This is a genomic window from Streptosporangium lutulentum (assembly GCF_030811455.1).
Lineage (GTDB): Bacteria > Actinomycetota > Actinomycetes > Streptosporangiales > Streptosporangiaceae > Streptosporangium > Streptosporangium lutulentum.
This window is the reverse complement of record NZ_JAUSQU010000001.1, coordinates 7867637-7883737: the sequence shown is the minus strand read 5'-3', so window position 1 is coordinate 7883737 and position 16101 is coordinate 7867637. Positions and strand designations below refer to the sequence as shown.

At 70.1% G+C, this 16101-nt stretch carries 15 protein-coding genes; 14 read left to right on the top strand and 1 reads right to left on the bottom strand.

Features of this window, described 5'->3' with window-relative positions; genetic code table 11:
• Positions 1-225 precede the first annotated feature (225 nt).
• The 7 genes from J2853_RS35595 to J2853_RS35565 all read left to right on the top strand — a co-directional run bounded on the left by J2853_RS35595 (position 226) and on the right by J2853_RS35565 (position 8177).
• Positions 226-1185 (top strand): 3-oxoacyl-ACP synthase III family protein, encoded by a 960-nt coding sequence (locus J2853_RS35595; RefSeq protein WP_307565092.1) that lies wholly within the window; start codon positions 226-228, stop codon positions 1183-1185.
• Positions 1185-1916 carry a glycosyltransferase family 2 protein gene (locus tag J2853_RS35590; RefSeq protein ID WP_307565091.1) on the top strand — a complete coding sequence of 244 codons (732 nt, stop codon included), beginning with the start codon at positions 1185-1187 and terminating at the stop codon, positions 1914-1916. Before J2853_RS35595 ends, J2853_RS35590 begins: the two co-directional genes overlap by 1 nt.
• Positions 1913-3034: a cytochrome P450 gene (locus tag J2853_RS35585; protein WP_307565090.1), complete on the top strand. Its 1122-nt coding sequence runs from the start codon at positions 1913-1915 to the stop codon at positions 3032-3034. Before J2853_RS35590 ends, J2853_RS35585 begins: the two co-directional genes overlap by 4 nt.
• Positions 3031-4560 (top strand): class I adenylate-forming enzyme family protein, encoded by a 1530-nt coding sequence (locus J2853_RS35580; RefSeq protein ID WP_307565089.1) that lies wholly within the window; start codon positions 3031-3033, stop codon positions 4558-4560. The genes J2853_RS35585 and J2853_RS35580 overlap by 4 nt, the downstream gene beginning before the upstream one ends.
• Before the next feature lie 146 nt (positions 4561-4706).
• A complete protein-coding gene (locus J2853_RS35575) occupies positions 4707-5627 on the top strand; it encodes an NAD-dependent epimerase/dehydratase family protein (RefSeq protein WP_307565088.1) in 921 nt (306 codons plus the stop codon).
• 368 nt (positions 5628-5995) lie between these two features.
• A complete protein-coding gene (locus J2853_RS35570) occupies positions 5996-7294 on the top strand; it encodes an LCP family protein (RefSeq protein WP_307565087.1) in 1299 nt (432 codons plus the stop codon).
• A 208-nt stretch (positions 7295-7502) separates the two neighbouring features.
• Positions 7503-8177 (top strand): S1 family peptidase, encoded by a 675-nt coding sequence (locus J2853_RS35565; RefSeq protein WP_307565086.1) that lies wholly within the window; start codon positions 7503-7505, stop codon positions 8175-8177.
• A 105-nt stretch (positions 8178-8282) separates the two neighbouring features.
• On the opposite strand, the gene J2853_RS35560 is transcribed toward J2853_RS35565, so the two are convergent.
• The gene (locus tag J2853_RS35560; protein WP_307565085.1) at positions 8283-10478 is read right to left on the bottom strand and encodes a DUF7927 domain-containing protein; all 2196 of its coding nucleotides are present in this window, start codon (positions 10476-10478) and stop codon (positions 8283-8285) included.
• Between the two features lie 376 nt (positions 10479-10854).
• Between J2853_RS35560 and J2853_RS35555 the strand changes: the two genes are divergently transcribed.
• The 7 genes from J2853_RS35555 to J2853_RS35525 all read left to right on the top strand — a co-directional run bounded on the left by J2853_RS35555 (position 10855) and on the right by J2853_RS35525 (position 16098).
• Complete coding sequence (locus J2853_RS35555; protein WP_307565084.1) at positions 10855-10995, top strand: hypothetical protein; 141 nt, start codon at positions 10855-10857, stop codon at positions 10993-10995.
• A gap of 297 nt (positions 10996-11292) precedes the next feature.
• The gene (locus tag J2853_RS35550; protein WP_307565083.1) at positions 11293-12357 is read left to right on the top strand and encodes an ABC transporter substrate-binding protein; all 1065 of its coding nucleotides are present in this window, start codon (positions 11293-11295) and stop codon (positions 12355-12357) included.
• 35 nt (positions 12358-12392) lie between these two features.
• Complete coding sequence (locus J2853_RS35545; protein ID WP_307565082.1) at positions 12393-13184, top strand: ABC transporter ATP-binding protein; 792 nt, start codon at positions 12393-12395, stop codon at positions 13182-13184.
• A complete protein-coding gene (locus tag J2853_RS35540) occupies positions 13174-14052 on the top strand; it encodes an ABC transporter permease (RefSeq protein WP_307565081.1) in 879 nt (292 codons plus the stop codon). The genes J2853_RS35545 and J2853_RS35540 overlap by 11 nt, the downstream gene beginning before the upstream one ends.
• Before the next feature lie 23 nt (positions 14053-14075).
• Entirely contained in the window at positions 14076-14468 is a 393-nt protein-coding gene (locus J2853_RS35535) for an RrF2 family transcriptional regulator (RefSeq protein WP_307565080.1), read from the top strand.
• A 214-nt stretch (positions 14469-14682) separates the two neighbouring features.
• Entirely contained in the window at positions 14683-15648 is a 966-nt protein-coding gene (locus tag J2853_RS35530; protein WP_307565079.1) for an ATP-binding protein, read from the top strand.
• A 63-nt stretch (positions 15649-15711) separates the two neighbouring features.
• On the top strand, positions 15712-16098 hold the full coding sequence (locus J2853_RS35525) for an SCO5389 family protein (protein ID WP_307565078.1): 387 nt from the start codon (positions 15712-15714) through the stop codon (positions 16096-16098).
• Positions 16099-16101: the final 3 nt, after the last annotated feature.

Here is a 16101-nt window from a genome sequence, read left to right as displayed (position 1 = left end):
CAAGTCCAATCCTCCCAGTTCAGGGCACTTTTCGCATTTAAACGATCAACACGGGCCGGCCCCTCGGCGAAAGCGCGAGGCTAGACACGGCATGATCTCTCCTGTCCCGATACGGCGCCGTTCCCCGTACGGCCCGACGCCGAGCCGGCCGGGACGACCGTCCGACTGTTCGTTTTCGGTACATTGCGCGAGCATGGAAAGACTTGACGCTATCGAGGGAGATCCATGAAAGCCCGGATCACGGGCGTCGCGACCTATCTGCCGGAACGGACCCTGTCCAGTGCGGAGGTGGAACGGCGGATCGAGGGATACGTGCCCTACGGAGGTGTCATCGAACGACTGACCGGCATCCGCCTGCGCCACGTGGCCCGTGACGACCAGCAGGCGTCCGACCTGGCGGTCGAGGCCGTCCGCCGGCTCGATCACGGCGGTGTCGACCTGCTCGTGTTCGCGTCGGCCTCGCAGGACATGGTCGAGCCCGCGACCGCGCACATCGTGGCGGCCAAGCTCGGGCTCTCGTGCCCGGTGTTCGACGTCAAGAACGCCTGCAACAGCATGCTCAACGGAATCCAGGTGGCCGAGGCTCTCATCCTGAGCGGTGCGCACCGCAGGGTGCTGGTCTGCTCGGGCGAGATCCCGTCGCGGGCGATCCGGTGGCGGGTCCGGGACCGGGCGCAGTTCGTGGACTCCTTCGCCGGGTACACCCTCTCCGACACCGGAGCCGCGGTGCTGATCACCGCGGACGCGGAACGCGGCATCTTCTATCGCGACTTCGCGGCCGACTCCACCGCGTGGGTGATCGGCACCCTGCCGGGAGGCGGCTCCGCGCACCCCCGTGATCCCGAATACTCCTACTTCCGCGGCGACGGGCGGAGGCTGAAGGAGGCGTTCGAACTGGTCGGCCCCGACGTCTTTCTCAACGCCCTCAAGCGCACCGGCCTGAGCTGGGACGACTTCGCCCTCGTGGCGGTGCACCAGGTGGCGCTGCCCTACTTGAACTTCCTGGTGAAGATGCTGGACATCCCCCGGGAGAAGCTCGTGGTCAGCCTGCCCGAGCACGGCAACTGCGCCTCGACCACGCTGCCGCTCCAGCTCACGCTGGGCGGCTGGGAACCGGGCGACCGGGTGGCGCTGCTCGGCCTGGGCGGCGGAATCAGCACCGGCGTGATGCTGGCGGAGATGTGATGGACCTCTGGGTGATCGTTCCGGCCTACAACGAGGCGGGCGGCATCGAGGCGACGATCAAGGCGCTGGCCGGGCAGGACGACCAGGACTTCACGCTCGTCGTCGTGGACAACGCGAGCACCGACGACACCGCCGAGATCGTCCGGCGGCACGGCGTCCAGATGATCACCGAGACCAGGAAGGGCACCGGCGCCGCCTCCGACACCGGCATGCGCCACGCCATCGCGCACGGCGCGACCCATCTGGCCAGGACCGACGCCGACTGCCTGCCCCGCCCCGACTGGGTGCGCAACATCCGGAGGGCGTTCGGCGACGGGCTGGAGATGGTCGGCGGACAGCTCCGGCCCCGCACCGACGAGTTCCCGCTGAAGTTCTGGGAGCGGCGCCTCATCCCGTTCGTGGTGGACCTGGCGGCGACGTTCGGCCGCTTCCGGCCGGGTAACAGGTCGCCGGAGTACCTCGGGCCGTACGTGATGATGCCCGGCGCGACCCTGGCCATCACCGCCTCGCTGTACGAGCGCGCGGGAGGTTTCCCCAGAACCGCGATCGAGGAGGTCCACGAGGATCGCGCCCTGGTCAACCGGGTCCGCAAGCTCACCCCCGCCTACGGCTCGCGCCGCGACGTGGTGGTCTTCGGCTCGGTCCGGCGCCTGCGGGCGTACGGCCTGGCGGGCACCCTGGCCTGGTACGCCGACCACCACTACCGCCCCGAGGTGATCGACGTCCGGTGAACCACGAGACCCGTCTCCACCTGGCCGCCCATCCCTTCGTCTACCCGCTCATGCGGCTGCTGGCCCGTCTCGGCCCGGTGGTCCGGGTGCCGGGGCTGGGAGTGGTGGTGAACGACGCCGCCACCGCGCGTGCCGTACTGATGGACGAGCGGTTCCGCAAGGACGGCCCCGGCTCGCCCGGCGACCTGTGGACGCCGATCCTCGGCCCCTCCGTGCTGCTCAACATGGAGGGCGAGGGGCATCTGGCGTTGCGCAGGAAGCTGATGCCGCTGTTCACCACCGCGTATGTCTCCGCACTGGTCGCCGACGTGTTGCGGCGGCCGCTGGAGGAGCTCTCGGCACGGCTGGAGCACGGTGAGACGGTCGACCTGGTCGACGCCATGCGAGTGATGGCCGGGGCGGTGATCTGCCGGGTGATCGGGCTGGGCGAGGTCTCCGAGGCGCGGGCCCGGGAGTTGTTCGACGACGGGGAGCGGGTCGTCTCGATGGTCTCGCTGCGGTCCCGGCGGCTGTCGGACCGGCAGGCGGTGGTCGCCCGGCGGACGCTGGACAGAATCGGGGACATCGCGCAGGCCGCCTACGAGTCCGGGGACGAGTCCACGCTCATGGGCCGGATGCGGGAGCAGGGACTGTCGGCGGCCGAGGCCAGGGGCGCGGCCGGGGCGTTCTTCCTGACCGGCACCGAGACGGTCGCCACCTTCGTCCCCCGGCTGATCGCCCTCCTGCACGACCACCGGACGGAGGCCGGCGACCTGGACCAGGTGATCGAGGAGGCCATGCGGATCACCACGCCGACGCCGGTGATGCTGCGCTCGGTGGACTCGGCCGCGCGCGTCGGCGCGGTGGCGGTGCGGCCGGGCGACCGGGTGCTGATCGTGACCCACAACTGCGCCCGGTCGTACGGGCCGTTCGACCCCTCCCTGAAGCACCCGCCCGAGCTGCGCCGCCTCTGGTTCGGCGCCGGTCCGCACTTCTGCATCGGCTACCCGCTGGCCCTGGCGGAGATCCGGGCGGTCGCCTCGGTCGTGCTCTCCCACCGGGTGCGTGTCGTACGGCGCAGCGCGGCCAGGGGGGTCCTCATCCCGACCTACGAACATCTCTGGATCGAAGCGACATGAACGACATCATCACCGGCATCATGACCGTCGCCGGGCGGGAGCCGGAGCGGACCGCCGTCATCGACGGCCGTGGCCGCGAGGTCGCCTACGGCGAACTGGCCCGGCGGGTGAACGCGGTCCGCGACGCGATGACCGGCCGGCCCGGTGCGGGAACCGCGGCGGGCGCGGAGGGCGGGCTGCGGCCGGGGGACGGCGTGCTGTTCGCGGTGCGGCCCGGAGTGGACGCGGTGACGCTGGCGCTGGGGGCCGTGGCGGCGGGCGGGATGCTCGTGCTCGCCGATCCCGGACTGGCTCCCGACGTGCTCGCGGCCCGCCTGGCCGCCACCCGCCCGGCGTGGGTGGTCGCCGAGTCGGTGCTCTACACCCTGAGCGGCCCGCTCAGGGGCCTCGCCCGCCGCCGCGGCCTGCTCCTGCCGAACCTCCGTGACCCTCTTCCCGGGCGGGCCGTCCGCCATCTCCACACGGGCCCGTGGCTGCCGGGCGTCCCCCGGGGAGCCCTGCGGCTCTCCGGGATCCTCCGCCTCCCCGGCTCCGCCTCCCCGGACCCGTCAGGCGTCCCGGACACCGCGGACCAGCCGGCGGCCGTGATCTTCACCTCGGGAACCACCGCGCGCCCGCGTGGAGTGGTGCACACGCGGGGGTCGCTGGCGGCCGGGCTGAAGCTGTTCCAGAGCGCCTTCCCGCTGGGGCCCGGCGACGTCGTCCACACCGACCAGTTGATGCTCGGACTGCCCGCTCTGATGGCCGGGGCGACCTGGTCGCTGCCCGGAGGCGGGGATCTCGCCGCGGAACTGGCCGCGAGGAGGGCCACCCACACCTTCGCCGTACCCGTGCACCTGGACAGGCTCCTGCGTGAGACTCCCAAGTTGCCCGGCACCCTGCGCTACCTGCTGCTCGGTGCCGCCCCCGCCCCGCCCGGCGTACTCCGCCGCGCGATCGAGGCCGGACCCGAGGTGCTGTCGGTCTACGCGATGACCGAGGCGCTGCCGATCGCGATCGCCTCGGCGCGGGAGAAGCTGGCCCAGTTCGAGGGGGATCTGCTCGGGGCGCCCCTTTCCGGGATCGGCGTCCGGATCGCGGACGACGGCGAGCTGTTCGTCTCCGGTCCTCATCTCGCCCAGCGCTATCTCGGCGAGGATCCGCTGGAGGAGGTCGCCACCGGTGATCTGGTCCGTCTCGAAGGTGACCGGCTGATCCTGCTCGGCAGGAAGAAGGACATGATCCTCCGTGACGGGGTCAACATCTATCCGGGTCTGTACGAACCCGCCATCGCCGCGCTGCCGGGGGTGGCCGAGGCCGCGATCGTCGGACTCCCCGATCCCGTGACCGGGGACGAGGAGGTCGTGCTGGCCGTCGTCCCCACCGGCGACTACGACGAGGGTTCCCTGAGGAGGGCCGTTCCCGGCATCGTGGACGCCATGGCCGTCCCCGACCGCATCGAGTCTCTCGACACCCTCCCCCGCTCGGGCCGTTCCGGCAAACTCGACCGCGCCGCCCTCCGCGACCTGGTCTCCCGCCGGGCCTGAGCCGTGAGATCGCCCGCCGTGCGCCCCGGAGACGGAACCGCCCTCGAACGGGTCGTCCACGACCTCGCACCCCTCCGCACCCGCGAAGAGCGGGCCGTCCACGACCTCGCCCTCACACCCCGCCGCACCCGCGAAGGAGGAAGGACGTGCTGAGGCTGGGGGTGACGGGAGCGTCCGGGTTCGTGGGCGGGGCGGTCTGCCGTGCGGCCGTGAACGAGGGCTGGCAGGTGTCCGCCTTCGGCAGGCGTCCGTCGGTGGAACCCGCCGGGGTCGGCGGTGCGCCGTACACGCCGTGGGACCTCCTGGGGGCCAGGCCCGAGCTGCCGGAGCTGGATGTGGTGATCCACTGCGCCGGAAGCGTCACGGACTGGGGACCGCGGAGGGAGATCTGGGCGGCCAACGTGGACGGCACCCGCGCCGCCGCCGAGGCCTTCCCCGGCGCCAGGTTCGTTCATGTCAGTACGGCCAGCGTCTACGACCCGTTCCGGCCGACCGTGATGGCGGCGGAGAGCATGGCTCCGGTCGGCCGGTACGCCAACGCCTACGGCGCCTCGAAGGCCGCCGCGGAGAAGGTCCTGGAGAGGGCGGTCGTCCTGCGGCCGCACGCCGTCTACGGGAAGGGCGACACCACCCTGCTCCCCCGGGTTCTCGGAGCCGTCAGGGGAGGCAGGCTCCTCGCCGTGGGTGACGGCGGCCAGCGGATCAGCCTGACCTCGGTGGACAACCTGGTCCGGGCCTGCCTGCTCGCCGCCGCCGGTCCCGTCGGGTGCGGCGTCTTCAACGTGACCGACGCCGAACCCGTCATCCTCGACGACGCCCTGCGCGCGATCCTCAAGGAACGCGGGATCGACGCCGAGCCGTACTACCTGCCCCTCAAACTGGTCGCTCCCCTCGCCGCCGTGGCCGAGACCACGTTCCGGACGCTCAGGCGGCCGCGCCCGCCCCGGCTGACCCGCTACGCCGCAGGGCACCTGGCCGTCGAGCGGACTCTCGACATCACCGCCGCCCGCGACCGGCTCCGTTACAGGCCGGCGGCGACGTCGTTCGCCGGCGCCGCCGACTGGTGATCACCGGCTCCGGACGCGGGATCCGGCCGTACACCGGCCGACGCCCTCACGTTCGGGACTCGGCCGCACGCCGATAAGTGCACCTTTGGTGTGATTCGAAGGTCGGCGATATCGGCCATGAACGGGAACCGGCTCACCGAATCTTGACCGGCGTCCCTCAGCGCGTCGTACGGTCACATACCCCTTACATCCGAAAACCGTTACTAACCTGTGACGCATCGGGTTGAGGGACGGGAGCTGTTGGAAAAATGGCAGGTAACGGGGGGCGTAGCGGTATCGGAGCAAGCCTGGCGCTTACGCTGGGCTCAGCCGTTCTATGGGGCCTGGCCCATATCTGGGCGGGTCGCCGCGTGACGGGTGTCTGCCTGATGGGCATCTACCTGACCTTCGCCGCCGGGGTCACGACCGCCCTGCTCACCGCCGGACCCCCGCTGCTCTCCCTGGCCGTGCAGCCGAGCTGGCTCTGGTTCTTCGCACTCGCCGCGATGCTGTTCGCCGGGATCACGGTGGCCGTGGTCATCCGGTCCTACCAGCTCGTCCGGCCCGAGGCGCTGTCCGGCTCGGCCCGCTACCTCTCGGCCCTCGCGGTCGGCCTGATGTGCGCGCTGGTGGTCGCCCCGATGGCCTACATGGCCCGGCTGGCCTACATCTCCAGGAACGTGGTGAACTCGGTGTTCGCCACGAGCACCACCCCGGTCCCGGTGGACCCGTGGAAAGGCCGCGAGCGGTTCAACATCCTGCTGATCGGCGCGGACGCGGCGCCCAACCGGCCCGGGGTGCGAACCGACAGCATGACCGTGGCCAGCATCGACACCACCACCGGCGACACCGTGCTGTTCGGCATGCCGCGGAACCTGGAGGACGTCCCGATGCCTCCCGGCCCGGCCCGCGACCGTTTCCCCTTCGGCTTCGAGGGCGAGCCGCCCTACCGCGTGGGCATGCTCAACGAGGTCTTCCAGTACGCCGAGGACTATCCCGAGATGGCGCCGAGGATGGCCAAGGGGCATCGCGGCCCGGCGCTGCTGAAGCGGACGATCAGCGGCATCACCGGGCTCGACATCACCAACTACGCGATGGTCGACATGAGGGGCTTCATCGAGATCGTCGACGCGATGGGCGGGGTGAGGGTCACCGTCAAGGACCCCATCGTGTACGGCAGGCAGAACGAGGGCCTGATCACAACGGGCACGCGCAGGCTGTCGGGCGAGGAGGCCCTCTGGTACGGCAGAGCCCGTACCTACAGCGACGACTACATCCGGATGGGAAGGCAGAAGTGCCTGCTCAACGCCGTCGTCAAGCAGGCCGATCCGGTGACGGTGCTCAGCAGCTTCGAGAATCTGGCCCACGCCACGATGAACGCCGTCTCCACCGACATCCCGCAGGAACTGCTGCCCAAGCTGATCGACCTGTCCTCCAAGGTGAAGAACTCCCGGATCAAGAGCTTCCAGTTCGTTCCCCCTCTGATCAACACGGGTTCGCCCGACTACGACCTGATCAAGAGCAAGGTCGCCGACATTCTGGCCGAGCCGCCCGCCCCTCCCGTCATGGCGGCCGGTCGGAACGATTCCGGCGACAGCGGGCGCAGGGGCCGGGCTCGCCACGAGGAGCAGAGCGTCGGGGAGATCTCCGGGCAGAAAGCCGTCACCCTCGACACCGTCTGCCGCTGACGCCTCTCCGCCGTTCTCTCCGTCCCCGCACCGCCGCGCGCCCGCGTGCGGACCCGGCGAAATCGGCGGCCGCGTGGCGCACGGCTTTTGCGGCCTTGACCGGCAACGACTGGATTAAGGTGGGGTTGCCCACATCGCATGATCAACCTGCGACACGAAGCGACTCTCCTCCCTCTTCCCTTACAAGCCGAGGCCGAGGAGAGACCCCATGTCCCGCAGACGTGCCATTACCACGGAATGCGTTCTGGCGACCACCGCCCTCACTCTCACGGCCGCCCTCACTCTGACGGCCGCCCTCACTCTGACGTCCGCCCTCGCCACCGGACCTCAGGCAGCGGTCTCCCACGCCGCTCCGCCCACCTGGCAACCACCGCCTCCGGACGTGATCGAGGCGCTCCAGCGCGACCTCGGCCTCACCAGGGAACAGACCCTGACCCGCCTGCGCAACGAAGCCCGCCTCACACCGATCGCGGCGCGGCTCCGCAGCCGGCTCGGTGACCGCTTCGGCGGTTCCTGGTTCATGGGAACCGTCTCGCAGACCCTCGTGGTGGCCACCAACAACGCCGCCGACATTCCTCTGATCACCGCCGCGGGCGCCCGGCCCAAGCTCGTCGCCCGCTCGCTGGCGGAGCTCGCCCCGATCAAACGGAAACTCGACGAGGCTCTGTCCTCACACCCCTACGGGGGGAGCGTGCGCTACATCGACGTGAAGACCAACAAGGTCGTCGTCCTCACCGCGGTGCCCGAGAAGACCAGAGAGGCCATCAGGGCCGTCGGCGTGGACACGACCGCGGTGACGGTGGTGTTCTCCACCGAACGCCCGTGGCCCGCCGACGACGTGCGGGGCGGTGTCTCCCCCTTCACCGTCCCCGCAGCCGGCTGACCGCTCGGCCTCTCGGCGTCCCGCGGACCCCGGAGCGGTTCCGCGGGACGCCGGCATCGGCTCCGGCGGGACCACTCAGGTCGTCTTCGCCGGGCCGTCGGACAGTCAGGAGCCCTCAGGCCGCCCCCGCCCGGCGCACAGCCGTACGGTCAGGCCCAGTCCGGACAGCAGGAGCGCCAGCACGACCGGCGCCACCGGGAGCCCCGTGAACGGCAGCTCGGACGGGCGACCGCCCGAGCCCGGCACGTCTCGCGCCGAGCCCCGCGAGGAGCCGCACCTCCGGTCGCATGAGGAGTCGCACGACCGATCGTCCGCACGGTCGTCCACACGGTGGTCCGAGCGGCCGTCCGAGCGATCGCATTCCCGGCACGAGACGTCGTGTCTCCGGTCGCACGACGGGGTGCACGTCCGCAGGCACGACGGGTTCCGCGACAGCGCGGAGGACGGGGTGGACGTCGGTGTCCGAGCCGACCGCAGGACGATCCCGATGTGGCCGGGGTCGCAGTTCGGGTCGGTCGAGCCCGCGCGGCAGTTGGATCCCGGCGACACCCCCAGCGCCCTGCTCCGTAGCGTCAGGTCTCCCGTCGGCGGGTCGTTCACCGTGACGCTGTAGGTGATCGTCACCTTGGTCCCCGCCGGGAGGTCGCCCTTCCAGTCCAGCGTCGGCCCGGTGAGGGTGACGGAGCCCGAGGAGGCCCTGGCGTCGTTGTTGTAGGTCGCGTCGTCGAGCACCCCGGAGAGGTCGTCCGTCACATGGGCGCCGGTGTACGAGACCTCCTGGGCGTTGGCGACGGTGATCGTGTAGGTCACGGCCTCCCCGGGCCGGGGCGCCTGCGGCGAGAGCGTCTCGCTGATCGTCACGTTCTCCACGACGACGCGGTGGGCGCATTCGCGATCGGCCCTGGGGACCGGAGAGGCGATCCTGCCGGCCTCGGGCGTCGGAGCCGGGCAGTTCGTGCCGCCCCCGGGAGCCTCGATCGCGCTGACCAGCAGATGGTCGCCGGCACCGGTGTCCTTGACGGTCGAACTGTAGGTGACGGTGACCGTCTCACCCGCCGCGATGTCACCGGTCCAGTTCAGCCGGGACTCGTCGTAGGAGACGGCGCCGGTCGTGGCACTGGCGTCGTTGTTGTAGGTCGCGTCGTCGAGTGTCTGGGACAGCTCGTCGGTGAGTGTGGCGCCGAGGTAGGCGGCGGCGCCGACGTTCTGGGCCGTGATCGTGTGGACGATCACGTCGCCGGGCCTGACCGTCTCCCGGTCGGCGGACATGCCGATGTTCAGCAGCGGCAGTCCCGCCTCGGAGGTGTTGCCACAGGCGAAATCGGCGGAACCGGCGACGCAGTTGGAGCCCTCGGGCCCGGCCAGCTCGCCGGACAGCCGCCGGTCCCCGGCCGGCCGGTCGGCCACCCGCGCGCTGTAGGTGATCGTCACCGTCTGGCCCGCCGCCACGTCGCCGCTCCAGGTCACCTTCGGCTCGGCGTAGGAGACCGTACCGCTCGACGCCTTCTCGTCGCCGTTGAAAACGGCGTCGTCGATCACGCCGGACAGATCATCGATGATCGTCGCCCTCGGGTAGGTCGCGGTTCCGGCGTTGGTGACCGTGAGCGTGTAGTCCACGGTCCCGTTGGGTCTGGGCCGGCCGGGGGTGAGCGACTTCTTGATCCTCAGCTCCGCGACGCCGATGCGCCCCCCGCACTCCGGAGCGGCCGACCCCGGGCTGCAGTTCGAGGCGAAAGGCGGACCGGCGACGTGGCCCTCCAGGATCCTGTCCCCGTCGGCGTCGACCGTGACGCTGTAGGTGATCCTCACCGTCTCGCCCCCGGCCACGTCGCCGCTCCAGGTCACGATCGGTTCGCTGTAGACGACGGTTCCGCTCGACGCCCGCTGGTCTCCGTTGAACGCCGCGTCGTCCAGCACTCCGGACAGGTCGTCGAGGATCCCGACGCCGGGATAGTCGACCTTCCCTTCGTTGGTGACCGTGATCGTGTAGACCAGCCTGCCCCCCTTCTTCGCGGGGACGGCGGAGGCGATCTTGGTCAGTCTCAGGCGGGGCGTCGCGGTCTCACGGCGCGAGCCGTTCTCCTCCTTGCCGGCCGGGGCAGGCTTGCGCACCGGCGGTGAGACGACGAGCTCGTCAGGCGAGACGACAGGCTCGTCAGGTGCGGAGGCAGGAGACGACTCCGGGGTGCCGGAGAGGTCCTGCCTCCCTGCCGCCGTCGCCTGCGGATCCGGCGTCGGTGCCGGTGCCTGCTCCTGCTCCGGCGGCAGAACCGGGGTCACCGTCTCGGTCGAGCCGGGCACGCCGGAACGGGAACCACCCGAAACCGAGCCGGGCGCGCCGGAACGGGAATCACCCGGACCCCGGCCGGACGTGCCGGAACGGGAACCACCCGAAGCCGAACCGGACGTGCCGGAACGGGAACCACCCGAAGCCGAACCAGACGTGCCGGAACGGAAATCATCCGAAGCCTGACCGGACGTGCCGAAGTCGGACGTGCCGGAGCGGGAACCACCCGAACCCCGGCCGGACGTACCGGAACGGGAACCGTCCGGAGCCATATCGGGGACGCCGGGACGGGAACCGTCCGGAGCCAGGCGCCCGGAGCCCGCCCCGGCGCACTCGCCCGCCGAGACCCGGACCGCGGCTCCGCTCTGGCAGGACACCCCCGTAGTCCCCGTGACCCCCACGACCCTCGCCCGCGACGCGGCGGGCGCGGCGGGCGCGGCGGATACGGCGAGCACGACCGACGGCATCACGACCACCGAGAGCGCGACCCCGCACGCGACAAGCCCGCCGACTCGCCGTCCCCGAACGTGAGGCGAACAAGCACCGTTAAGTCCCACCAAAGCTCCCTGCAGACCCAGTTTCCAGGGTTTGACCTCGTTCGGGGGTCTCAAGATCAACTGACGCCGGTTGGATACCCGGACCACCGAAATCTCACCGGCGACCTCGATAAACATCTGTCATGTCAATCCCAAAGGCAGTTACCGATTCCACACGAGAGAACACGAAGAGGTAACAGTGGACCTTCGCGACACACCATGACTTGACAGGCACTCCCGCCCTTGCCTTAATACACATAACCGACTTATTAAGTAGGAATTAGGAGTAATCATGAACGCTCGCAGGGTTCGCGGGGTGGTGGCCGTACTGGCCGCGCTGGCGATCACGACCTTGGCGACCGCCTGCGGGGGCACGGAGAGCACGGGGACGACGGCCGCGGCCGGTGGGAACGCCCTCGCCGAGGTTCGGCTGGGCTACTTCCCCAACATCACCCACGCCACGGCGCTGGTCGGCATCGAGAAGGGCCTGTTCGCCAAGCACCTGGGCAGCACCAAGCTCACGACCAGCAGCTTCAACGCCGGCCCGGCCGCGATCGAGGCGCTCTTCGCGGGCGCGATCGACGCCACCTACATCGGCCCCAACCCGGCCATCAACGCCTGGGCCAAGTCGAAGGGCAAGGCAATAAAGATCATCGCCGGATCGGCCTCCGGCGGCGTCTACCTCGTGGTCAAGCCCGGGATCAACAGCGCCGAGGACCTCAGGGGCAAGAAGATCGCCACTCCTCAGCTCGGCAACACCCAGGACGTGGCCCTGCGCTACTGGCTGCAGGAGAAGGGCCTGAAGACCGACACCAAGGGCGGCGGCGACGTCAGCATCATCCCGCAGGAGAACGCCCAGACCCTGCAGACCTTCGCCACCGGCGACATCGACGGCGCCTGGGTGCCCGAGCCGTTCGCCAGCCGCATGGTCCAGGAGAGCAAGGGCAAGATCCTCGTCGACGAGCGTGACCTCTGGCCGAACAAGCAGTTCGTGATCACCCACCTGATCGTCCGGCAGGAGTTCGCCGCCGAGCACCCCGAGACGGTCAAGCAGCTCCTCGAAGGGCACGTCGAGGCCAACGCCGCGATCAACGCCGACCCGGCCGACGCCGCCAAGACCGTGAACACGGCGCTGGAGAAGCTGAGCGGCAAGCCGCTCAAGCAGGAGGTCCTGGACAGCGTCTTCAAGAACATCACCTTCACCAACGACCCGATCGCCTCCTCCCTCATCGGCAGCGCGGACCACGCGATCAAGGTCGGGCTGCTGGAGCCGGTCGACCTGAACGGCATCTACGACCTGAAGCCCCTGAACGAGGTGCTCGCGGCCCAGGGCCAGCCCGCGGTCGTCGACAAGTAGATCCGACGGATCCGAAGAAGCAAGCAGGAGGGCACGTGACAGCTCCGCTCAGGGAGCGGGCGGACAGCCGGATCGAGGGCGAGGAGCCCACGGTCCGGCTGGACGGCGTTTCCAAGATCTACGGCCAGGGCAAAAACAGCCTGCTGGCCCTCGACAACGTCTCCCTCTCCGTCCATCCGGGCGAGTTCGTCTGCCTGCTCGGCGCCTCCGGCTGCGGCAAGAGCACGCTGCTCTCGCTGGTCGCCGGGCTCGACGCGCCCACCGCCGGCCGGATCGACACCGAGGGCCACAAGATCGCCATGATGTTCCAGGAGCCGGCGCTGTTCCCCTGGCTCACCGTCTCCGCCAACGTCGAGATGGCGCTGCGGGTGCAGGGCGTGGCCAAGCGCGAGCGCCAGTCCAGGGCGGCGGAGTTCCTGGAGATCGTCCACCTGAACGGGTTCGGCGCCAAGCGCCCGCACGAGCTGTCCGGCGGCATGCGCCAGCGGGTCTCCCTGGCCCGCGCGCTGGCCCAGGACGCGGACGTGCTCCTGATGGACGAGCCCTTCGGCGCGCTCGACGCGATGACCCGCGACCTGCTCCACGACGAGCTGGAGCGGATCTGGCGGGAGCGCAGCCTCAGCGTGCTGTTCGTCACCCACAACGTCCGCGAGGCTGTACGGCTCGGCGACCGGGTGGTCCTGCTCAGCAGCCGCCCCGGCCAGGTCGTCGAGGACTTCCCGATCAGACTCGACCGGCCCCGCCGTACCGACTCCACCGAGGTGGCGGAGCTCGCCACGACGATCACGAACCGGCTTCGACAGGAGGTCCTCCGCCATGGCCGTTGACCAGGCGCCCCCCGCCGACACCCATGCCCAGCACCTCGCCGGACTCGACGCGCTGGAGCTCGGCGGCGGCGAGCGTCACAGGGTCACCTCCCAGATCTGGGGCCGGCTGTGGCCGATAGCCCTGGCGGTCGGCCTGGTCCTGCTGATCTGGCAGGCCGTGGTGTGGTCCGGCCGCTGGCCGGAGTACGTCCTCGCCGGGCCCGTCGAGACCTTCGGGGTGCTCCGCGAGCGCCTGACCACGGCCGAGTACTGGGAGGCCATCGGCGTCACGATGCGCCGCGCGGTGACCGGTTTCGCGATCTCGGTGCTGATCGGGCTGGTCGTCGGCGCCCTGGTGTCACGGATCAAGGTGCTCAGGGCGGCCTTCGGCTCGCTGATCACCGGTCTGCAGACCATGCCGTCGATCGCCTGGTTCCCGCTGGCCATCCTGCTGTTCGGCCTGACCGAGAGCGCGATCACGTTCGTGGTGATCCTGGGCGCGACGCCGTCCATCGCCAACGGGCTGATCGCCGGGGTCGACTACACCCCGCCGATCCTGCTGCGCGCGGGACACGTGCTCGGATTCCGCCGCATCCAGCTCTACCGCCACGTGATCCTGCCGGCGTCGCTGCCGTCGTTCCTGGCCGGGCTCAAACAGGGCTGGGCCTTCGCCTGGCGCTCGCTGATGGCCGGCGAGATCGTCGTCATCATCGCCCACCAGTCCTCCCTGGGCGAGCGGCTGTTCTTCGACCGCGAGCTCGCCGACTCCGCGGGCCTGCTCTCCACGATGATCGTGATCCTGGTCATCGGGATCGGGGTGGACCTGCTGTTCGAGACGGCCGACAACTCGCTGCGCCGTCGCTGGGGCCTCGCGCAGGTGCGCAACTGACCGGCCTAACGTGACCCGCTGACATGCGAATCTCCGCCAGAACCCAGTACGCGCTACGGGCCGCCACCGAACTGGCCGCGGCGCCACCCGGTCCCGTGCCCGCCGAGAGGATCGCCGCGTCGCAGAACATCCCGCGGAGGTTCCTGGACAACATCCTGCTGCAGTTGCGGCGGGCGGGACTCATCCACAGCCAGCGTGGTCCCGACGGGGGCTACTGGCTGGCCCGGCCCGCCGAGGAGATCACCCTGGCCGATGTGATCCTGGTGGTCGAGGGCAATCCGGAACGCCCCGCGCACGGCGGCTACCCGGGAGTCGCCCGGCCTCTGGCCGACGTGTGGAGCGCGTTGCGCGAGTACGAGGAGACCCTGCTCGCCGAGATCACCCTCGCCCACATCGCCAAGGACTCACTTCCCTGACGGCCGCCCCGGGCCGCGTCTCCCGGGGCGGACGGCGAGGACTCGCCGTACCGGGCGTGCGTCCGCGATCACCGTCACCCTCGCCCGCCTGCTGATTCTTCCTGGTCATCCGTCGATTTCCCTGGTCGTACGGGTCGCGCATCCTCACTGTCCGTGTCATGATTATCACTCTCGGGAGTTGCAACGGTTTTCATAACCAGATTGGATCGTCGTTGTGAGGGTGGCGTTCGTCGGTAAAGGCGGCAGCGGCAAGACGACTCTGTCGGCGCTGTTCGCGAGATACACAGCGAGCCATGGCGGGCCGGTCGTCGCGGTCGACGCCGACATCAACCAACATCTGGGAATGGCCCTGGGCGTGGCCGACGGCGCGCTGCCCCGCCCGATGGGCTCACACCTGACCGAGATCAAGGAATACCTGCGGGGTGACAACCCGCGCATCTCCTCGGCCTCGGCGATGGTCAAGACGACCCCGCCCGGGCGCGGCTCCCGGCTGCTGCGCCTGGACGAATCCCACGACCCCATCCACTCCGGCTTCGCCGCCGTCACCCCTGAGGGGCCACGGCTGATGGTCACCGGCCCGTTCAGCGAGGGCGATCTGGGGGTGGCCTGCTACCACTCCAAAGTGGGCGCGGTGGAGCTGTATCTCAACCACCTCGTCGACGGCGCCGGCGAATACGTCGTGGTGGACATGACGGCGGGGGCCGACTCCTTCGCCTCCGGGCTGTTCACCCGCTTCGACATGACCTTCCTGGTCGCCGAGCCGACCCGTCAGGGGGTGAGCGTGTACCGCCAGTACCGCGACTACGCCGCCGCCGACGACGTGCCGATCGCGGTGGTCGGCAACAAGGTGCACGGCCCCGGCGACGTGGCCTTCCTGCGCGAGCACGTCGGCGACGACCTGCTGGTCTGCCTTGAGCACTCGACGGCGATCCGCGCGATGGAGCAGGGCCGTCCGTTCACCCTGCACGACCTCGAACCCGCCAACTCCGAGGCGCTGGGCACGCTTTTGGCGCACCTCGACGCCCAGGAGAAAGACTGGCCCCGCTTCGGCCGCCAGGCCGTACGGTTCCACCTCCGCAACGCGGAGGCCTGGGCCAACAGGGCCACCGGCGAGGATCTCGCCGCCCAGATCGACCCGGACTTCGTCTTCGGGCCCACGCGAGTGTCGCTCTCGCGCTAGATGGAGCGATCGCCGCGTCCACTTTAGTGTCTGATTGATCCCCTTCTGAGAGGAGAACGCAGCATGTCGCTGACCGTTTCGAACGATCTTCTTGACCAGGCGAAAGCCGGTGAGGTGGACGATGCGGCGTTTGTCGCCTGTGTTCGTGACTCCCTGCCCTACGCGTGGTCGGTGATCACCGAGCTGGTCAGGCAACGTGACCACACCGGCGCCGAGTTCGCCGACAACACCGTGCCGCCGCCGGACGAGAGCGCCCGGGGCCAGCTCCTGCGCTGTCTGGCGAGCGACTCCATGCGCGGCGCTCTGGAGCGCCACTTCCAGGTGAGGCTGGCCTTCCAGAACTGCCACCGGGTCGCGGTCTTCGACCCCGCCGCCACCAAGGCCCACGCGGAGTTCGTCACCGCCAGGTCCCAGATCCTCAACCAGTCGCCCGAGCTCGTCGACTGCTGAGGA